This window comes from Mesorhizobium sp. Mes31, from assembly GCF_024519675.1.
Taxonomy (GTDB): Bacteria; Pseudomonadota; Alphaproteobacteria; order Rhizobiales; family Rhizobiaceae; genus Mesorhizobium.
In genome coordinates, this window is the sequence record NZ_JALJRL010000008.1 from 149,952 (window position 1) to 167,415 (window position 17,464).

Annotated in this window: 16 protein-coding genes and 1 tRNA gene; 9 read left to right on the forward strand and 8 right to left on the reverse strand. The window is 64.3% G+C overall.

Features of this window, described 5'->3' with window-relative positions; translation table 11 throughout:
• Window positions 1-22: 22 nt before the first annotated feature.
• Complete coding sequence (locus tag NR193_RS15855) at window positions 23-823, reverse strand: ComF family protein (RefSeq protein ID WP_256751729.1); 801 nt, start codon at window positions 821-823, stop codon at window positions 23-25.
• Window positions 824-887: 64 nt separating this feature from the next.
• Here NR193_RS15855 and NR193_RS15860 point away from each other — a divergent pair, with 64 nt between their 5' ends.
• Window positions 888-1,751 carry a methyltransferase domain-containing protein gene (locus tag NR193_RS15860; RefSeq protein WP_256751730.1) on the forward strand — a complete coding sequence of 288 codons (864 nt, stop codon included), beginning with the start codon at window positions 888-890 and terminating at the stop codon, window positions 1,749-1,751.
• A gap of 37 nt (window positions 1,752-1,788) precedes the next feature.
• Here NR193_RS15860 and NR193_RS15865 read toward each other — a convergent pair whose 3' ends face one another.
• The 5 genes from NR193_RS15865 to argJ form a co-directional block, all read right to left on the reverse strand.
• Window positions 1,789-1,968 carry a Flp family type IVb pilin gene (locus tag NR193_RS15865; RefSeq protein WP_256751849.1) on the reverse strand — a complete coding sequence of 60 codons (180 nt, stop codon included), beginning with the start codon at window positions 1,966-1,968 and terminating at the stop codon, window positions 1,789-1,791.
• A gap of 110 nt (window positions 1,969-2,078) precedes the next feature.
• The gene (locus NR193_RS15870; RefSeq protein WP_256751731.1) at window positions 2,079-2,396 is read right to left on the reverse strand and encodes a hypothetical protein; all 318 of its coding nucleotides are present in this window, start codon (window positions 2,394-2,396) and stop codon (window positions 2,079-2,081) included.
• Between the two features lie 117 nt (window positions 2,397-2,513).
• Window positions 2,514-2,936 (reverse strand): (deoxy)nucleoside triphosphate pyrophosphohydrolase, encoded by a 423-nt coding sequence (locus NR193_RS15875; RefSeq protein WP_091585374.1) that lies wholly within the window; start codon window positions 2,934-2,936, stop codon window positions 2,514-2,516.
• The gene (locus tag NR193_RS15880) at window positions 2,933-3,682 is read right to left on the reverse strand and encodes an N-acetyltransferase (protein ID WP_256751850.1); all 750 of its coding nucleotides are present in this window, start codon (window positions 3,680-3,682) and stop codon (window positions 2,933-2,935) included. The genes NR193_RS15875 and NR193_RS15880 overlap by 4 nt, the downstream gene beginning before the upstream one ends.
• 29 nt (window positions 3,683-3,711) lie before the next feature.
• Window positions 3,712-4,953, reverse strand: coding sequence for a bifunctional glutamate N-acetyltransferase/amino-acid acetyltransferase ArgJ (gene argJ, locus NR193_RS15885; RefSeq protein WP_256751732.1), 1,242 nt, complete (start codon window positions 4,951-4,953; stop codon window positions 3,712-3,714).
• A 167-nt stretch (window positions 4,954-5,120) separates the two neighbouring features.
• Between argJ and NR193_RS15890 the strand changes: the two genes are divergently transcribed.
• Window positions 5,121-6,350, forward strand: a complete 1,230-nt coding sequence (locus NR193_RS15890; protein WP_256751733.1) for a caspase domain-containing protein — start codon at window positions 5,121-5,123, stop codon at window positions 6,348-6,350.
• A 179-nt stretch (window positions 6,351-6,529) separates the two neighbouring features.
• Window positions 6,530-7,129 (forward strand): TetR/AcrR family transcriptional regulator, encoded by a 600-nt coding sequence (locus NR193_RS15895; protein ID WP_256751734.1) that lies wholly within the window; start codon window positions 6,530-6,532, stop codon window positions 7,127-7,129.
• Window positions 7,130-7,210: 81 nt separating this feature from the next.
• Here the strand turns inward: NR193_RS15895 and NR193_RS15900 are convergent, their stop codons facing one another.
• Complete coding sequence (locus NR193_RS15900) at window positions 7,211-8,146, reverse strand: peptidylprolyl isomerase (RefSeq protein WP_256751735.1); 936 nt, start codon at window positions 8,144-8,146, stop codon at window positions 7,211-7,213.
• 264 nt (window positions 8,147-8,410) lie between these two features.
• Between NR193_RS15900 and secA the strand changes: the two genes are divergently transcribed.
• The 5 genes from secA (at window position 8,411) to NR193_RS15925 (ending at window position 16,461) form a co-directional block, all read left to right on the forward strand.
• Entirely contained in the window at window positions 8,411-11,143 is a 2,733-nt protein-coding gene (gene secA / locus NR193_RS15905; protein ID WP_256751736.1) for a preprotein translocase subunit SecA, read from the forward strand.
• A gap of 508 nt (window positions 11,144-11,651) precedes the next feature.
• Window positions 11,652-13,052, forward strand: coding sequence for a lipopolysaccharide biosynthesis protein (locus NR193_RS15910; RefSeq protein WP_256751737.1), 1,401 nt, complete (start codon window positions 11,652-11,654; stop codon window positions 13,050-13,052).
• Window positions 13,052-14,332 carry a GNAT family N-acetyltransferase gene (locus NR193_RS15915; protein ID WP_256751738.1) on the forward strand — a complete coding sequence of 427 codons (1,281 nt, stop codon included), beginning with the start codon at window positions 13,052-13,054 and terminating at the stop codon, window positions 14,330-14,332. Before NR193_RS15910 ends, NR193_RS15915 begins: the two co-directional genes overlap by 1 nt.
• 150 nt (window positions 14,333-14,482) lie before the next feature.
• Window positions 14,483-15,292, forward strand: a complete 810-nt coding sequence (locus NR193_RS15920) for a creatininase family protein (protein ID WP_256751739.1) — start codon at window positions 14,483-14,485, stop codon at window positions 15,290-15,292.
• Complete coding sequence (locus tag NR193_RS15925; protein WP_256751740.1) at window positions 15,289-16,461, forward strand: YncE family protein; 1,173 nt, start codon at window positions 15,289-15,291, stop codon at window positions 16,459-16,461. The genes NR193_RS15920 and NR193_RS15925 overlap by 4 nt, the downstream gene beginning before the upstream one ends.
• Window positions 16,462-16,486: 25 nt before the next feature.
• Here NR193_RS15925 and NR193_RS15930 read toward each other — a convergent pair.
• Window positions 16,487-16,571, reverse strand: a tRNA-Leu gene (locus NR193_RS15930).
• Window positions 16,572-16,834: 263 nt separating this feature from the next.
• Between NR193_RS15930 and NR193_RS15935 the strand changes: the two genes are divergently transcribed.
• Complete coding sequence (locus NR193_RS15935; RefSeq protein WP_256751741.1) at window positions 16,835-17,422, forward strand: YqaA family protein; 588 nt, start codon at window positions 16,835-16,837, stop codon at window positions 17,420-17,422.
• The last annotated feature ends 42 nt before the right edge of the window (window positions 17,423-17,464 follow it).

Below are 17,464 nucleotides of genomic sequence, written 5' to 3' on the forward strand. Positions count from 1 at the left end.
AATTCCGCTGTTCGTTGCCGACTTATATAGTCGCGGACTCGTCCGCCCGGAAGTCCCCCGGCAACACACGCGCAAAGGTCAGCACGTCGACAGCGCCGGCGCCACCCTTTTTCAGTGCCTTGGTGGCGGCGCGCACAGTGGCGCCCGTGGTGTAGACATCGTCGATCAGAAGCACCCTGCGGCCGGCAATCTCGATTTCCGCCTCGGCCGGCACCCGAAAGGCGGCCCGCACATTCTCCTCGCGTTCCTTTCGCTCCAAGCCGACCTGCTGGCGGGTGAGTTTCACGCGCCGCACCGCGGAGGGGGCGAAGGGCAGATCGCTGAGCACCGAGACCGCCCTTGCCAGTTCCGCCGACTGGTTGAACCGCCGCCTGAAGAAGCGCCGCCAGTGCAGCGGCACCGGCACCACCACATCCGCCTCGGCGATGAGATCCGCGCCGGCGCGCACCATCCAGCGCGCCATCCATGGCGCGAGATCCGTGCGGTCCTGGTATTTCAGCCCTTGCACCATCTGGCGGGCGACGCCGGAATACGCCACCGCGGCCCGCGCCCGCTCGAAGGGCGGTGGATCGGCAATCGCCTCGGCCGACAGAAAGCCCTCGCCCATATGGTGGGTGAATGGCGTGCCCATCACCGGGCACCATGGCCGTTCCAGCAGCCGCAGCTTCGGCCAGCAGGAGCCGCACAGCACGCCGGGCTGCGAGACATGCCGGCGGCAACCGGCACAGACCGGCGGAAACAGGATGCGCGCCGGCCAGGCGAGCGCCGATCGGGCGAAGTTGCTGATCGCGATGGGCTTGATCTTGGGCATCGGATCGGCCACGTGATTGGTCTTCGACGCCACTATATCAACTATATCAGAGCGTGGACAAACAAGGATCCGCCCGTTGCAGCCTATAATGGACACCTCTCTCTGGCTGGCGCACAAGCGGCGCGCGCTCACCGATCCGGTCGACGGCGCGGACTTCCTGATGAACCGCGCCGCCGAGGATCTTGCCGATCGGCTGGGTGCCGTCGAGCGCAAGTTCGGCAAGGCAGCGGTGCTGTTTTGCCAGACGCCGGCGGCGGCCAACGTGCTTGGCGACAGCGGCAAGGTAGCCGACATCGTCCGCGTCGAGACGGACGCTGCCTTCCTGAATGGCGCCGCCGGCTTGATCGCGCCGCTGGAAACCGTGCCATTCGAGCCGGAAAGCCTCGATCTGGCGGTCTCCCTTCTGTCGCTGCAAGCCGTGAACGATATCCCAGGCATGCTGATCCAGATCCGCCGCGCGCTGCGGCCGGACGGACTTTTTCTCGGCGCCTTCGCGGGTGCCGGCACGCTCGGTGAATTGCGTGAAAGCCTGCTTGCGGCCGAGACCGAGCTCTATGGAGGCGCCAGCCCGCGTGTCACCCCGTTCACCGACGTGCGCGATGCCGGTGCGCTCCTGCAGCGCGCCGGTCTCGCACTGCCGGTGGCCGACGTCGAGACGGTGACGGTGCGCTATGCCAGCCTGTTCGGCCTGATGGCGGACCTGCGCGCCATGGGCGAAACCAGCGCGCTCACAGATCGCAGCCGGCGGCCCGGCGCTCGCAGGCTGTTTGCCCGAGCGGCGGAAATCTACGCCGAGCGGTTTTCCGACCCCGACGGTCGCGTGAAGGCAAGTTTCTCGATCGTCTGGATGTCCGGCTGGGCGCCCGACGCCTCGCAGCAAAAACCGCTGAAACCGGGTTCGGCCAAGGTCTCGTTGAAGCGGATACTGGAAGGTCGCTAAGGGCAATAAACCGTCCGCAGGAGCGGACGCGCCAGGGTCAGGGCGCGAAGGCGTTCGAAAGCCTGCTGGTGTTGTCGCTGAACAGCCATGTGATCGAGTTGAAGACCTGGCCGACACCGCCAATGATGGTCAACGACAGCACCGCGACGATCAGGGCATATTCGACGACCGTGGCGCCGTTCTCGTCCTTCAGAAATCGTTGCAGCACTGTTTTCATGACCTCGATCCCTCTTGCCATGACTCTACCCTCGATCTGTTAAGAAAGGTTAACGGCAAAGGCTTAACAGGCGGTGAAACCACCGCCGTTTCGCAAATGCCTTAACCATGTCAGCAGTCGCCGCTGCTCTTGCCATCGGACCGGATAATGCAGACCGAATCCGGCTGCGGCTGCAGCACGCTGCGGCGCACCGTGTAGGTGTCGTGATGGCTGACCGAACCGGTGGCCGTCATGTCGAGCCCGCCAGGGAAATCATTGCGGGCAGCCAGCGTGCGCGTCTGGCTCTCGAGGAACGGGGTCGCGATCAGCGCCAGCGCCACCGCGGCAGAACCGAACAGCAGCGTGATGCGCAATATGCCCATGCCGGCGTCGGCGGCACGAAAGCCGCGCTCGGGCCGGATCGAGTCCCAATCCCTGTCTAGGCTCATGCTATCGCTCCCCAGCGAATCGGCGGCGCTGCCGCGACTTGCCTCAATTTTTCATGACGAGATAAATCTTCCATTAACGCTGGCTGATACGACACCCCGGCCGGCAGCCGGGCGCCTTCAAAGAAGATCGATGAGGAACGGGATCAGCGGTGCGTCGGCCGGCGGCATCGGATAGTCGCGCATCTGCTTTGGCCGCACCCATTTCAACGCCTGCCCTTCCCTGGGCTGAGCGATGCCGCGGAAGCGACGGCAGATGAACAGCGGCATCAGCAGATGGAACTCGTCATAGGAATGACTGGCGAAGGTGAGCGGCGCCAGGCAAGGAATGTCGGTTTCGATGCCGATTTCCTCATGCAGTTCGCGAATGATGCATTGTTCGGGCGTCTCGCCGGGCTCGACCTTGCCGCCGGGGAACTCCCACAGGCCGGCGAGTTGCTTGCCCTCGGGCCGCTGCGCCAGCAGCACGCGGCCATCGGCATCGACCAGCGCGCAGGCGGCGACCAGGAGCAGGCGCTTGCCGGCGATCGTCACGCCACTCATGCGCCAGGCGGCCGGCGATAGTGGTAGCGATAGACTTCGTCGAAGCCGAGCGAGCGGTAGAGCGCCAGCGCCGGCGCATTGCCGGCCTCGACCTGCAGCCAGGCTTCGCGCGCGCCACGCAGCCGCGCCCATTTCAGCGCCGACAGGATCAGGTTGCGGCCATGGCCCTTGTTGCGCGCCGACTTGTCGGTGGCGACCTCGAACAGGCCGGCGAGATCGCCGTCGTGCACGCAGATCAGCGTCGCCAGCGGTTCGGCCCCATCTTCGAGCGCGAAAAGCCCGGCCTCGGGCTGGATGGCGCCGATGATCTCCGACAGGCCAGGCCGCAGCGAAACATCCGAACCACTGACCTTGAGCGAGGCACCGATGAAGCGGCTGATGTCCTTCAGCGGGATCTGGTCCATGGCGGCATCGAGCTGGGCATCGGCCAGCGGCAGCCGCATGACCAGCGATTCGTCGAATTTGCTCCAGCCCTCCCTGTCGAGATGGCTGGCAAGATCGGGACCGGACAGCGGCGACATGCGGAAGGTCAGCGGCCTGCCATAGGCATCGAAACGGCGGCTGGCGCGGCCGATGCGATCGGCAATGTGCTGGATGTCGCCCGGATCGAGCGGATTGACCGAGTTCAGCCGCTTGGCCGGATGGCCCGCGGTCAGCCGCACCACCCAGGTGCCGTCATAGTGGACAGCGGCTGCCGGCCAGGCGCGAAAGCCGGCCGCCTCATAGCGGCGTACGATCGCGAGCATGCTTGCCGGATGCTTGGAAGCCAAAACCATCAGCTCCGATAATCGCCATTGATGGCGACGTATTCCTTGGTGAGATCGCAGGTCCACACCGTCGCCTTGCCGCGACCAATGCCGATATCGGCGCGGATGCGGATATCGTCGCGCTTCATGTAAGCCGACGTCGCTTGCTCGGAATAGCCCGGGTCGCGCTCGCCCTCGTGCGCCAGCCTGTTGTCGCCGAACCAGATCGACAACCGGTCGCGGTCGGCGGGCTCGCCGGCCTTGCCTACGGCCATGACGACGCGGCCCCAATTGGCGTCTTCGCCGGCGACCGCCGTCTTGACCAGCGGCGAATTGGCGATCGACAGCGCGATGCGCTTGGCCGATCTTGCCGACTTCGCCCCGGTGACCGTGACTTCGACCTGCTTGCGGGCGCCCTCGCCGTCGCGCACCACTTGCAGCGCCAGCGATTTCAGCACCTTGCCGAGCGCCCGGCGGAACGCGCCGAGGCGCGCATCCTTTGGATCGGAGATCGCCGGCGCGCCGCGACCGGCGGCCTTGCCGGTGGCGAAGATCAGCAGCGTGTCGCTGGTTGAGGTGTCGCTGTCGACGGTGACCGCGTTGAAGGTCTTGGCGGTGCCGCGCGACAAGAGATCCTGCAGCACGGGGGCGGCGATCGGCGCGTCGGTGGCGATGAAGGAGAGCATCGTCGCCATGTCGGGTGCGATCATGCCGGCGCCCTTGGCGATGCCGTTGATGGTGACATCGGTGTCGCCGAGCTTGACGGTCGCGGTCGCCACTTTCGGATAGGTATCCGTGGTCATGATGGCCTTTGCCGCTTCGGTCCACAGGTCAGGCTTGCCGTTGCTGACCAGTCCAGCCAGCAGATGGCTGAACTTGGTGGTGTCGAGCGGCTCGCCGATGACGCCGGTCGATGCCAGGAAAACCTCGCTGGCCTTGCAGCCGGCCGCCTTCGCCGCCGCCTCGCCCGTCACTGCGGTGGACTCGCGACCCTTCTTGCCGGTGAAGGCATTGGCGTTGCCGGAATTGACGACCAGCACCCGCGCTGTGCCAGCCCCGAGATTCTGGCGGCAGAAATCGACCGGGGCCGAAGGGCATTTCGATTTCGTGAAAACGCCGGCGACCGCGGTGCCCGCGTCGAAGACCATGGTCAAAAGGTCGGTGCGGTTCTTGTACTTTATCCCCGCCTCGGCGGTGGCGATGCGCACCCCCTCGATGGCCGGCATCTTGGGGTATTTCTTCGGCGCGAGCGGTGAAATCGTCGTGGACATGGGACCTCGGGCGGCAAAAATCGCAAGGGAAGGCCGGTTTGCCCGATACGCCGCGCGGGCGCAAGGGCGTTTTCGTCGCTGCCACCAAGCCGGAGCTCGCCCGGGATTAAGCTTGCATTTCAAATCTGTTGGCGTTGCCGGGGGCCATGGCATTATGATCCTGCCCCATGGGCAGGCTTGCGATCCTCGCTTGGGCATTTCTGGGACTTTTGCTGCTGAGCGCCGACGCTGAGCCGCAGCGGCGCGTGGCGCTCGTCATCGGCAACGGCACTTACGCCGAAGCCGGTACGCTGGCCAATCCGGTCAACGATGCGCTCGATATCGCCGACAAGCTGCGCTCCATCGGCTTCGAGGTCATCGAAGGCAATGATCTCGGCAAGCGCGAGCTCGAACGCAGCATCGGTGAGTTTTCCGATGCGCTCGAAGGCGCGGGCGTCGGGCTTTTCTACTATGCCGGCCATGGCCTGCAGGTCGAAGGGCGCAATTACATCGTGCCGGTCGACGCCAGGCTCGACATGCCGGTGAAGCTGCAGCTCGAGGCCGTGCCGATCGACGAAGTCCTCGACATCATGGAACAGCAGACCAAGGTCAGCCTCGTGTTCCTCGATGCCTGCCGCAACAATCCATTTGCCCGCAGCCTGAGCCGCAACGCCACAACCCGCTCGGCGACGGCGCTGGCCGGGCTCGCCCAGTTCGATTCGACGCGCGGCTCGTTCATTGCCTTCTCGACCGCGCCTGGCGCCGTCGCCATGGACGGAAGCGGGCGCAACTCGCCCTTCGCCGCCGCCCTGCTGCGGCACATCGCCGAACCCGGCCAGAGCATCAACGACATGATGATCGCGGTGCGCCGCGACGTGGTCTCGCAAACGCGAGAGGCCCAGCGGCCCTGGGAGCAGGGCTCGCTGCTTGAGCGTTTCGAGTTTGTGCCCAGCGGCGAGCCGGCGCTGCCAGCCAAGCCGGCGGCCGCACCGGTGCCGGCCACGCAGGTGGCGGCGCTTGAACGGTCAGTCGGCGACGACAAGGGATCGATCGAAAAATTCCTGCGCCAGGACTACCTGGTGCCCGATACCAGGGCGATGACCGAGACCGTCAAGCGGCTCTATGCACCGTCGGCCACCATTTTCGGCACGCGCTACGACGCCGATGCCATCGCCAGGGTCAAGACCGACTGGTTTGCGCGATGGGCCTCCTGGTCGCTCGGCCTCGAGCCCGGCAGCCTGGAGGTCACCTCGCATGGCGAGGACCGCACCGAGGCCGTCTTTGCGATGCGCTATGACTATGTGCCGAAGGACAAGTCGGCGGCACGGCTGACCGGCAAGGCGCGCGTCACGCTTGGGCTGGTCAAGGCAGACGATGGCTGGCGCATCGTCTCGGAGACATCGGAAGCGATGAATTGAACACCGGCCGGTGACGGCGAATGTCAGGGTGGGCCACCCCGCTATCATTGGCGACCTCCCCGGTGGTAATCCACGGTGCTGATCGCTTGCTTGTGGAAACAGTTCTGAAAACGGGCCGTTTCGTTTCGTCCCCAGCTCAACTATGATTGCCGGCGAAATTGTTGGCGAGGATGACAGGAATGGCCGAAGACGCCGATCCGGCGCGCAAATCAATCGGCGCACGGCGCAACCCCGACAGCGCCGGCGCCATTCTCGATGCAGCTGAAGCGGTGCTGGTCGAGGCCGGCTACGCCGGTTTCTCGATCGAGGCCGTGGCGCGGCGGGCACGCGCCGGCAAACCCACCATCTACCGCTGGTGGCCGAGCAAGGCGGCACTGCTGCTCGAAGTCTACCAGCGTCAGAAGCGTGTCGACATTCCCGATACCGGAAGGCTGGAGGAGGATCTCGTCGGCTTCCTGAAGAACCTGTTCTCGCACTGGCGCGAGACATCGTCGGGCAGCGTGTTCAGGTCGCTGATCGCCGAGGCGCAGTCGGATGAAATCGCGGCCGCGGCCCTTGCCGACTATGCCAGGGGACGCCGGGCTCATACCGGCCAGATGGTGGAGCGCGCCAAGGCCAGGGGCGAAATTGCCGACGATGTCGATTCAGCGCTGGTCGCCGACCTGATCGCGTCGTTCGCCTGGACGCATCTGTTGACCAATCGTCTCGACGAGGACGAAGCGACGATGCGCAAGGCGGTCCACTACGTGATCCGAGGCATAGCCGCGCCCGGCAAATAAAACACGACCGGCACTGGGTCGACAAAAAGAGGGCGCGGCAACCCTTGGCTGCCGCGCCCTCTTTCGAAAACTCTTCCAAGCTTACTTGGCGCTTTCCAGCGTATCGACCGCCTTCTTCAGGTTGGCATCCGGAATCTCGACCTTGGCGGCGCCGCGCAGCGACTTGACCAGCGCGAAATACTTGTCGCGGATGACCGCCTGCTTGGCCTGGTCCTTGACCTCGTCGAAGGCCGGCGGCTGCTTGGCGCGCTTGTCCTCCAGCTTGATGACATGCCAGCCGAACTGCGACTGCACCGGCTGCTCGGTGTACTTGCCGACCTCCAGCGCAAAGGCCGCCTTGTCGAACTCCGGCACCATCTGGCCAGGTCCGAACCAGCCGAGATCGCCGCCATTGGTCTTGCCTGAGGGGTCGCTGGTGTGCTCGTTGGCGAGCTTCTGGAAATCGGCGCCGCCGTCGAGCTGCTTGATGATGGCCTCGGCCTCTTCCTTCGTCTTCACGAGGATGTGACGGGCATGAACCTCGTTGACCGGCGGCGTGTTGGCGATTTCCTGGTCGTAGCGGGCGCGAACCTCGGCGTCGGTGACCTTGTCGACGACGCCCTTCTCGACCATCTCGCCATGCAGCGCGCGTTGCTGCAGGAAGGCCATGCGGCGCTGGAAGTCGGGATCCTTGTCGAGGCCGGTGGTGACCGCCTGGGCAGCCATGACGCGGATTTCGATGGCCGCCGAAAGCGCGGCGGCGCGGCGCTGCTCGGCCGGCAGCTGCGCGAACTGCTGCGACAGCTCGCCTTCGGCGAGCACGAGGTCGGCCTCGGTCAAGGGCTGGCCGTTGATCGTGGCGACGACGGCGTTCGGGTCGACGGGTGCAGGGGCAGGTGCTGCTGCGGGGGCAGGTGCAGCGGCATCAGCCGGGGCGGGAGCGGTTTCCTGCGCCATCAGGGGCGACAGCGAAAGAGCCGACAGGCCGAATGCCAGGCCAAGGCTGGCGAGCGACGCGCGGCGGAACAACAAGGACATGAAGATGACTCCGGTGAGGGATTGTAAAGAGCGGGGTGGCTTCCAGATCAGCCAGATTGTGGCGGAATTTGGCGCGACCGGCAGGGCCAGCGCGGCGTTGACATCAGTTGAGCCCCCTCTTATCTGTCCAACGACTTTGCGTCCAGAACCGTTTTCCGGGCGCTTTTTGTGTTTGCCCGTATTCAGGCGGTGCGTTCACGCGGAATTGATGGGGCCGGCCGGCGCCTGTCTCAAGATTGAGAATTCTATCGAAAGGACCATTGGATGGTCAGTCTCGGCGGTCTCGCCCGTAAGGTTTTCGGTTCCTCCAACGACCGTCGGGTCAAATCGACCCGGCCCCGTGTCGAGGCGATCAACGCCATGGAAAACGAGATGCGGGCGCTCTCCGACGAGGAGTTGGTCGGCCGCACCGCGAAATTCCGCCAGGACATCGCCAATGGCGCCACGCTCGATGACCTGCTGGTGCCTGCCTTTGCCACCGCCCGCGAGGCGGCGCGCCGTGTGCTCGGCATGCGTCCCTTCGATGTCCAGCTGATCGGCGGCATGGTGCTGCACAATGGCGGCATTGCCGAGATGCGCACCGGCGAGGGCAAGACCCTGGTCGCGACGCTGCCGGTCTATCTCAACGCACTCGCCGGCAACGGCGTCCATGTCGTCACCGTCAACGACTATCTCGCCACCCGCGACTCCGAATGGATGGGCCGCGTCTACAAGTTCCTCGGCCTCTCGGTCGGCGTCATCGTCCACGGCCTGTCCGACGAGGAACGTCGCGTCGCTTACGCCGCCGACGTCACCTACGCCACCAACAACGAGCTCGGCTTCGACTATCTGCGCGACAACATGAAATACGAGCGCGCCCAGATGGTGCAGCGCGGCCACAATTACGCGATCGTCGACGAGGTCGATTCCATCCTGGTCGACGAGGCGCGCACGCCGCTGATCATTTCCGGTCCGCTCGAGGACCGCTCGGAAATGTACAACACCATCGACACCTTCATCATCCAGCTGCAGCCGCAGGACTACGAGATCGACGAAAAGCAGAAGACCTCGATCTTCACCGAGGAAGGCACCGAGAAGCTGGAGAACCTGCTGCGCGACGCCGGCCTGCTGAAGGGCGAGTCGCTCTATGACGTCGAGAACGTCGCCATCGTCCATCATGTCAACAATGCGCTGAAGGCGCACCGGCTGTTCCAGAAGGACAAGGACTACATCGTCCGCAACGACGAGATCGTCATCATCGACGAGTTCACCGGCCGCATGATGCCCGGCCGCCGCTATTCGGAAGGCCTGCACCAGGCGCTCGAGGCCAAGGAGCACGTGACGATCCAGCCGGAGAACCAGACGCTGGCCTCCGTCACCTTCCAGAACTATTTCCGCCTCTACAAGAAGCTCGCCGGCATGACCGGCACGGCGCTGACCGAGGCCGAGGAATTCGGCAACATCTACAATCTCGACGTCACCGAGATCCCGACCAATCTGCCGGTCATCCGCAAGGACGAGGACGACGAGGTCTACCGGACGGTCGAGGAGAAATACAAGGCGATCGTCAAGGAGATCCGCGAAGCCAGCGCCAAGGGCCAGCCGACGCTGGTCGGCACCACCTCGATCGAGAAGTCCGAGCAGCTGGCCGAGCGCCTGCGCAAGGAAGGCTTCAAGGATTTCGAGGTGCTGAATGCTCGCCACCACGAGCGCGAGGCAGCGATCGTCGCCCAGGCCGGCAAGCCGGGCGCCATCACCATCGCCACCAACATGGCCGGCCGCGGCACCGACATCCAGCTCGGCGGCAATGCCGAGATGCGCATCGCCGACGAGCTGGGCGACATGCCTGAAGGGCCCGAGCGCGAGGCCATGGAAAAAGCGATCCGTGACGACATCGCCAGGCTGAAGGAAAAGGCGCTGGCTGCCGGCGGCCTCTATGTGCTGGCCACCGAGCGCCATGAATCGCGCCGCATCGACAACCAGTTGCGCGGCCGCTCCGGCCGCCAGGGCGATCCTGGCCGCTCGAAATTCTTCCTGTCTCTCCAGGATGACCTGATGCGCATCTTCGGCTCCGAGCGCATGGACGGCATGCTGCAGAAGCTCGGCCTCAAGGAAGACGAGGCGATCATCCATCCCTGGATCAACAAGGCGCTGGAAAAGGCGCAGAAGAAGGTCGAAGCGCGCAACTTCGACATCCGCAAGAACCTGTTGAAGTATGACGACGTCTCGAACGACCAGCGCAAGGTGGTGTTCGAACAGCGCATCGAGCTGATGGACGGCGAGGGCCTGCCCGAGATCATCGCCGAGATGCGCGAGGGGGTCATCGACGAGATCGTCGCCAAGGCCATTCCCGAAAACGCCTATGCCGAGCAATGGGATGTCGCGGGCCTGAAGGCCGAGGTCGCCGAATTCCTCAACCTCGACCTGCCCGTCGACGAGTGGGCCAAGGAAGAGGGCATCGCCGAGGACGATATCCGTGAGCGCATCACCCAGGCCGCCGACGCCGCCGCCAAGGAGCGCGCCGATCGTTTCGGTCCCGAGGTGATGACTTATGTCGAGCGTTCGGTGGTGCTGCAGACCCTCGATCATCTGTGGCGCGAGCACATCGTCAATCTCGACCATCTGCGTTCGGTCGTCGGCTTCCGCGGCTACGCCCAGCGCGATCCGCTGCAGGAATACAAGGGCGAGGCATTCGAGCTGTTCCAGGCGATGCTCGGCAATCTGCGCCAGGCCGTCACCGCGCAGCTGATGCGCGTCGAGCTGGTCCGCCAGGCCGCCGAGGCGCCGCCGCCGGAGGCGCCCGACATGTTCGGCACGCATATCGACGGCACCACCGGCGAGAATGATTTCGAAGGCGGCGAGACCGCCCTACTGGTCCGCCCGGATGCGACCGCCATCGTTGCTCCCGAGGACCGCGACCCGAACGACCCGGCGACCTGGGGCAAGGTCGGCCGCAACGAAGCCTGCCCGTGCGGCTCCGGCAAGAAGTACAAGCACTGCCACGGCGCGTTCGCGTAAGCACGCATTCTTCCTTCTCCCCGTTCACGGGGGTGAGGCGTGGTCCGCGCAGCGGACGAAAAGCCAATTGCTTGGCTTTTCGAACAACGAACGCCCGGAGCGATAGCGAAGGGCTTGCCCGAAGGGCGGATGAGGGGCAGCGCTGACTTTCGAAATTGGCGTCGCTAAAACCCTGCGAATGCCGCCTCGTCAACGGTCACTTCCTCGACCATCTTCACGCGCACGCCGATCTTCTGCTCCTTCAGCAAAGTCGCATAGCCCATCGCCATCGAGCAGGTCGATGGCCAGAGCCCCGTCGCGCAGGCTCGCGCGAGCACCCAAAAGCCCGTGCACAGGCGCTGCTGGACCAGCGCAGCGCAAATCTCCAAACCCTACGCGGCCCCTCATCCGCCTGCCGGCACCTTCTCCCCGTGAACGGGGCGAAGGAAGCCCCCCACCCAACCGTTTCTTAAGGTGTCTCCGCTACACCAAGGCCTGAAAAAGAGGCGGAAAACGGAGAGTAATCGGGGTGCGCTTTTCCGCGGCCACGACAGCCGGGCGGTTCCTGCCGCAGCGTTTGGCGCTGCGCATCGGGCCGTTGCTTGACCGCATCGACGCCGTTCTGTTCACCGCCGACGAGCGCGGCGAGGCCGGCCGCATGTCGGTCATCGCCTTCTCCATCCGCATCATCAGCGCCGTCATCGCCTTCGTCAGCCAGGTGCTGATGGCGCGCTGGATAGGCTCGTTCGAGTACGGCATCTTCGTCCTCGTCTGGGTGACGATGGTCATCGTCGGTAACCTCGCCTGCCTCGGCTTCCACACTTCGGTCATCCGTTTCATCCCCGAATACCGCGAGCGCGGCTTGATGGACGAACTTCGCGGCATCGTGCTGGCCAGCCGCCTGTTCGTGCTGATTGCCTCGACGATCATCGCCGGGCTCGGCGCGCTCGGCGTCTGGCTGGCTTCGCCGTGGATCGAAAACTACTATGTGATACCGTTCATCCTCGGCGTCATTTGCCTGCCGATGATCGCGCTCTCGGATCTGTTGCAAGGCCAGGCCAGGGCGAACAGCTGGGCGCTGTTCGCCCTGTCGCCAACCTATCTGGTGCGGCCGGTGTTGATCCTGCTGTTCATGGCGCTGATGCTGCTGGCGGGTTACGCACCCGATGCCAGGACGGCGATATTCGCCTCGATCACCGCCACCTACGTCACCACGCTCGGTCAACTCATCGGCGTCACCCATCGCCTGGAAAAGCGGATACCGGCCGGGCCGATGAAGGTGCATTTCGCCGAATGGTTCGTCGTCTCGCTGCCGATCTTCCTGGTCGAGAGCTTCTTCTTCCTGCTCACCAATGCCGACGTGCTGATGGTCGGCGCCTATATGGACCCCAACGACGTCGCCATCTATTTCGCTACGGTCAAGACGCTGGCGCTGGTGCATTTCGTCTATTTCGCCGTCAAGGCCGGCGTTGCCCAGCGCTATGCGCAGTTCACCCATGGCGAGCCGGAGAAACTTGCCGCCTTCGCCCGCGAGACGGTGTCGTGGACATTCTGGCCGTCGCTGTTGATGGCGACGCTGGTGCTGGCGCTGGGCGAGCCGATGCTGGTGCTGTTCGGCCCCGAATTCACCAGCGGCTATCCGCTGCTGTTCCTGCTCGTCTTCGGCGTCGTGGCGCGGGCCGCCGTCGGCCCTTGCGAAAGCCTGCTGACGATGAGCGGCAACCAGAACATCTGCGCCGCCGTCTATGCCATGACGCTGGCCTTCAACATCGCTCTCAACGTGGTGCTGATCCCGCTTTTCGGCCTGTGGGGCGCCGCGATGGCCACTGCCTTTGCCATGATCTTCGAGGCCAGCGCGCTGTCCTTCACGGTCTGGCGCAAGCTCGGCATCGTCATGCTGATCTTCGTACCCGCGAAAGGAGCCGCGTGATGGCCGCCGTCCCGTTGCTCGAGGAAACCAGCGGCGGCACGGCCGGCGCGATGGTGTCCGGCCTTGCCGGGCTGACCCGCGACGCCGATCCCGCCCATATCGAAATCCTCGCCAACAACCGGCCCGAGCGCAAACTGGCCATCTACCCGGCATCGGCCGGCTTCGACCTGGTCGAGGAACTGGACTATCTGTGCGCCCGCACCATCGAGCCGAACGTTTTCTTCAATCCGCGCTTCCTGGCGCCCGCCATGCCCCGGCTGGAGGATCGCGAGGTGCGGCTGGCGGTCATCCGCGACGGCGACGAATACCGCAACCGGCTGCGCCTGCTGGTGCCGTTCTCGGTCGAGCGGCCTGTGATGCCGCTCGGTGTCCCGGTCATGCGCACATGGTCGAGCCCGTTCGGTCCGCTCGGCACGCCGTTGGTCGACCGCGACGACCCGGTCGGCGTCGTCGAGGATTTCTTCGCGATGCTGTCACGCCCGCACCTCAAGCTGCCGAAAGTGTTCGTCCTGCCCGACATCCGGCTCGACGGCCAGGTGGCGAGCCTGCTCGCCACCGTGGCCGAGACGCGCGGCCTGATGCTGGTCACCACCGGCCAGACCGAGCGCCCCGTGCTGGAGAGCGCGCTCGACGGAGACGACTATCTGAAGGCCTCGCTGCGCTCACACCATTATCGCGAGTTCCGCCGCCTGAAGCGGCGCCTTGGCGACCTCGGCAAACTGGACCATATCGTGGCGCGCGGGCCCGAAGAGATCCGCCACGCCATCGAAAGCTTCCTGACGCTGGAAGCGGCCGGCTGGAAAGGTCGCGAACGCACCGCCATGGCGATCGACCGCTACCGCGCCGCCTTTGCCCGCGAAGCCGTGCACCGGCTGGCCGAGCAGGACATGTGCCGCATCCATTCGCTGACGCTCGACGGCCGCACCATCGCTTGCTTGATCGTCTTCGTCGAGGCCGGCGTCGCCTATACCTGGAAGACGGCCTATGACGAGACGCTGTCGGCCTATTCGCCGGGCACGCTGCTGATGATCGAGGTGACGAAGCAGCATCTCGACGACCCCAACATCATGATGACCGATTCCTGCGCCGTGCCCGACCATCCGGTGATGAGCCGGCTGTGGACCGAGCGCAAGCCGATGGGCACGCTGGTGATCGGACTGACACCCGATGCCGACCGACTCACCCGCCAGGCCGCCTCGCAACTGCATCTCTACCGCGAGACCCGCAACATGGCCCGCCTGTTGCGCAACCGGATGAAGAGCTTGTTGAAACGGCGGTAGACCATGATCTCGAACTTCCGCGGCTGGACGGGCACGCCCCTGCCGAGACCCGCTATTCGCACAATTCCACAAATCGGGACGGGCATGCATAATCCGATGCGACGCATGATCTCGAGGGCTGGAATGATCGGGCGGCACGGTTTCACTTTCGTGAGCACCGTCGTCGCCGTTTGGGCTCTGTCAGGTCTTCTGCCGGCGGCGAGCGCCGCCAACGCGTCGGTGTTCCTTGAAGACCAGACCTGGACCGAACTGCGCGATCTGATCGGCGCCGGCACGACGACGATCATTGTCCCGATAGGCGGCACCGAACAGAATGGTCCCGCCATGGCTTTGGGCAAGCACAATGTGCGGGTCAAGTTCCTGGCGGAAAAGATAGCCGGCCAACTGGGCAACGCCTTGGTCGCTCCCGTGATCTCCTATGTTCCGGAAGGGACCATCGATCCGCCGACCGCCCATATGCGGTTTCCCGGAACGATCACCATCAGCGACAAGACGTTCGAGCAACTGCTCGACTCCGCGGCCCGCAGCTTCAAGCTGCATGGCTTCAAGACCATCGTGCTGATCGGCGACCACGGCAGTTACCAGGCCGACGAGCGCCTTGTGGCGGATCGTCTCAATGCCGAATGGCGCAAGACCCCGGTCCGGGTTTTCGCGGCGCTCCAATACTATCAGATCAGCCAGGGCGCCTATGTCGACAAGCTCTTGTCGGCCGGTGCGACGCAGCCCGAGATTGGAACGCACGCCGGATTGGCCGACACATCGCTCATGCTCGCCATCGACCCTTCCATGGTGCGAAAGGATCGCCTTGCTGCTGCCCCGAAGCTCAATGCCGGCGACGGCGTCTATGGCGGCGATCCGACACGATCGTCGGCCGAGTTTGGCCAGCTCGGCGTGGACCTGATCGTCAATGGAACGACCGAAGCGATCCGCGAATTCACCGCAAAGCAGCAACCCAGATGATCAGGACATATTCGTGGTTCACGAGCTTGTTCGCGCCGCTCGTGTTGTCGCTCGCGCTGTCGTCGACATCAGCTCCGGCTGGCTCGTGCCCGGAGGATTGCAGCGATCCGCCGACGTCGCGCAGCCCCGTCAATATCTACGACCAGACGACGGCCGACTATTCGAGCCCGGCGACGATGGGCGCGTTACCACGCGTTTATGTTCCAAATCGTTCGTCCAACAGCGTATCGGTCATCGATACCGCAACCCTGAAGGAAGTGGACAGGTTCCCTGTTGGGCTGAAGCCGCAGCACGTCGTTCCCTCCTGGGACCTGCAGACCCTGTGGGTCGCCAACAACGCCAGCGGGACCGGCAAGGGCAGCGTGACGCCCATCGACCCCCAAACCGGCAAACCGGGTCACGAAATTCCAGTCGATGACCCCTACAACATGTATTTCATGCCGGACGGAAGTTCGGCCATCATAGTCGATGAAGCCTACGAGCGGCTCGATCTGCGCGATCCGCGGACAATGGCGCTGAAATCGACGATCCCCACGCCGACCTGCCCCGGCATCAATCACGCCGATTTTTCCGCCGACAATGCCTATGCCATCTTCACATGCGAATATGGCGCTGGCGGCCTCCTGAAGGTGGATCTGAAGAACCAGAAGGTGCTCGGCCACCTCGCTTTGTCGAAGATGGGCATGCCGCAAGACATCCGGCTTTCCCGCGACGGCAAGGTCTTCTATGTCGCCGACATGATGAACGACGGCGTGTTCCTGATCGACGGAGACAGCTTTTCCGAGATCGGCTTCATTGCCACCGGTATCGGAACGCACGGGTTTGTCGTCAGCCGTGACGGGACAAAGCTCTACGTTTCGAACCGCGGCTCGCACAAGATGGAGCAAGGCCGTTCGAAGGGGCCTGGCAGCGTGACCGTCATCGATTTCGCCACCCGCTCGGTCGTCGCGCAATGGCCCATACCTGGCGGCGGCAGCCCCGACATGGGAAATGTCAGCGCCGACGGCAAGCAATTGTGGCTGTCCGGCCGCTTTGACAGCGAGGTCTACATGATCGACACGGCCTCGGGCGCCGTGACGAAAATCCGGGTCGGCGTCGAGCCTCACGGCCTGACGGTCTGGCCTCAGCCCGGCAGATACTCGCAGGGCCATACCGGCAACATGCGCTGAGCACCGACGGCTCGATAAAATGAAATGGTGCCCCTAGCCGGGATCGAACCAGCACTCCTTGCGGAACTCGATTTTGAGTCGAGCGCGTCTACCAATTCCGCCATAGGGGCTCAGGCCGGGCGGCCTGGATGGGCGCGGACTATACGGTCGGAGGCCTGTTCGTCAACTGGCCAATTCTCAGCTACCCCGGATGCGACCAAACTGCGCCTTTCGATTTCGTGATGGTGCTGCCATTGTGCAGCGCGGAAAATCTTTCTAGACAGGCGGCGCATCAAGGCGCGGCGTGTCTGAAGAGATGGATGGCGTGCTTTGGGTTCCTTGTTTTGTCCCGAAACCGCTGCGCACTTTTGGGCGACACGCATTAGGAGTGCCGATGCTTCGCGGACTTTACGATTGGACCTTGTCGCTGGCGGCCAGGAAATCCGCTGAATGGTGGCTGGCCTTCATCGCTTTCGTCGAAAGCTCGGTGTTTCTGGTGCCGGCCGACGTGCTGTTCTTGCCGATGGCGCTGTCGCGGCCGGATCGCGCCTACCGCTATGCGCTGATCGCCACCGTCGCGTCGGTGCTGGGCGGCATCGCCGGCTGGTTCATCGGCCACTACGCCTATGACGCGGTGGCGAGGCCCATCCTCGAATTCTACGGCAAGTATGACGAGTTCGAGCAGTTGCGCACCTCGTCGGGCGTTGGCTTCATCATCCTGATGCTGATCACTTCGGGCGCTGCCCATTTGCCGCCGATCAAGGTCGTGACCATCCTGTCCGGCGTCATCGGCGTCAATCTGGCGCTGTTCATCGTGCTGGCGATCGTGGCGCGCGGCGCCCGCTTCCTGCTGCTGGCCTGGCTGTTGCGCCGTTACGGCGAGCCGATCCGCGAGTTCATCGAAAAGCGCCTTGGCCTGATCGCCGGTGCTGCAGCGGCTGCCCTGATTTTGCTCTATATCCTGGTCAAATACGCCCTCTAGTCCATCTCGCCCAGCGGCTTTGGGACACATGGATTGAAACGA

Excerpts from the sequence above, each read along its gene's own strand:
- NR193_RS15880 (WP_256751850.1), bottom strand. The coding sequence starts at position 3,682 with ATGCTCGCGATCGTACGCCGCTATGAGGCGGCCGGCTTTCGCGCCTGG.
- argJ (WP_256751732.1), bottom strand. The coding sequence starts at position 4,953 with ATGTCCACGACGATTTCACCGCTCGCGCCGAAGAAATACCCCAAGATG.
- NR193_RS15875 (WP_091585374.1), bottom strand. The coding sequence starts at position 2,936 with ATGAGTGGCGTGACGATCGCCGGCAAGCGCCTGCTCCTGGTCGCCGCC.
- NR193_RS15895 (WP_256751734.1), top strand. The coding sequence starts at position 6,530 with ATGGCCGAAGACGCCGATCCGGCGCGCAAATCAATCGGCGCACGGCGC.
- NR193_RS15870 (WP_256751731.1), bottom strand. The coding sequence starts at position 2,396 with ATGAGCCTAGACAGGGATTGGGACTCGATCCGGCCCGAGCGCGGCTTT.
- NR193_RS15925 (WP_256751740.1), top strand. The coding sequence starts at position 15,289 with ATGATCAGGACATATTCGTGGTTCACGAGCTTGTTCGCGCCGCTCGTG.
- NR193_RS15890 (WP_256751733.1), top strand. The coding sequence starts at position 5,121 with ATGGGCAGGCTTGCGATCCTCGCTTGGGCATTTCTGGGACTTTTGCTG.
- NR193_RS15935 (WP_256751741.1), top strand. The coding sequence starts at position 16,835 with ATGCTTCGCGGACTTTACGATTGGACCTTGTCGCTGGCGGCCAGGAAA.
- NR193_RS15900 (WP_256751735.1), bottom strand. The coding sequence starts at position 8,146 with ATGTCCTTGTTGTTCCGCCGCGCGTCGCTCGCCAGCCTTGGCCTGGCA.
- NR193_RS15865 (WP_256751849.1), bottom strand. The coding sequence starts at position 1,968 with ATGAAAACAGTGCTGCAACGATTTCTGAAGGACGAGAACGGCGCCACG.
- secA (WP_256751736.1), top strand. The coding sequence starts at position 8,411 with ATGGTCAGTCTCGGCGGTCTCGCCCGTAAGGTTTTCGGTTCCTCCAAC.
- NR193_RS15915 (WP_256751738.1), top strand. The coding sequence starts at position 13,052 with ATGGCCGCCGTCCCGTTGCTCGAGGAAACCAGCGGCGGCACGGCCGGC.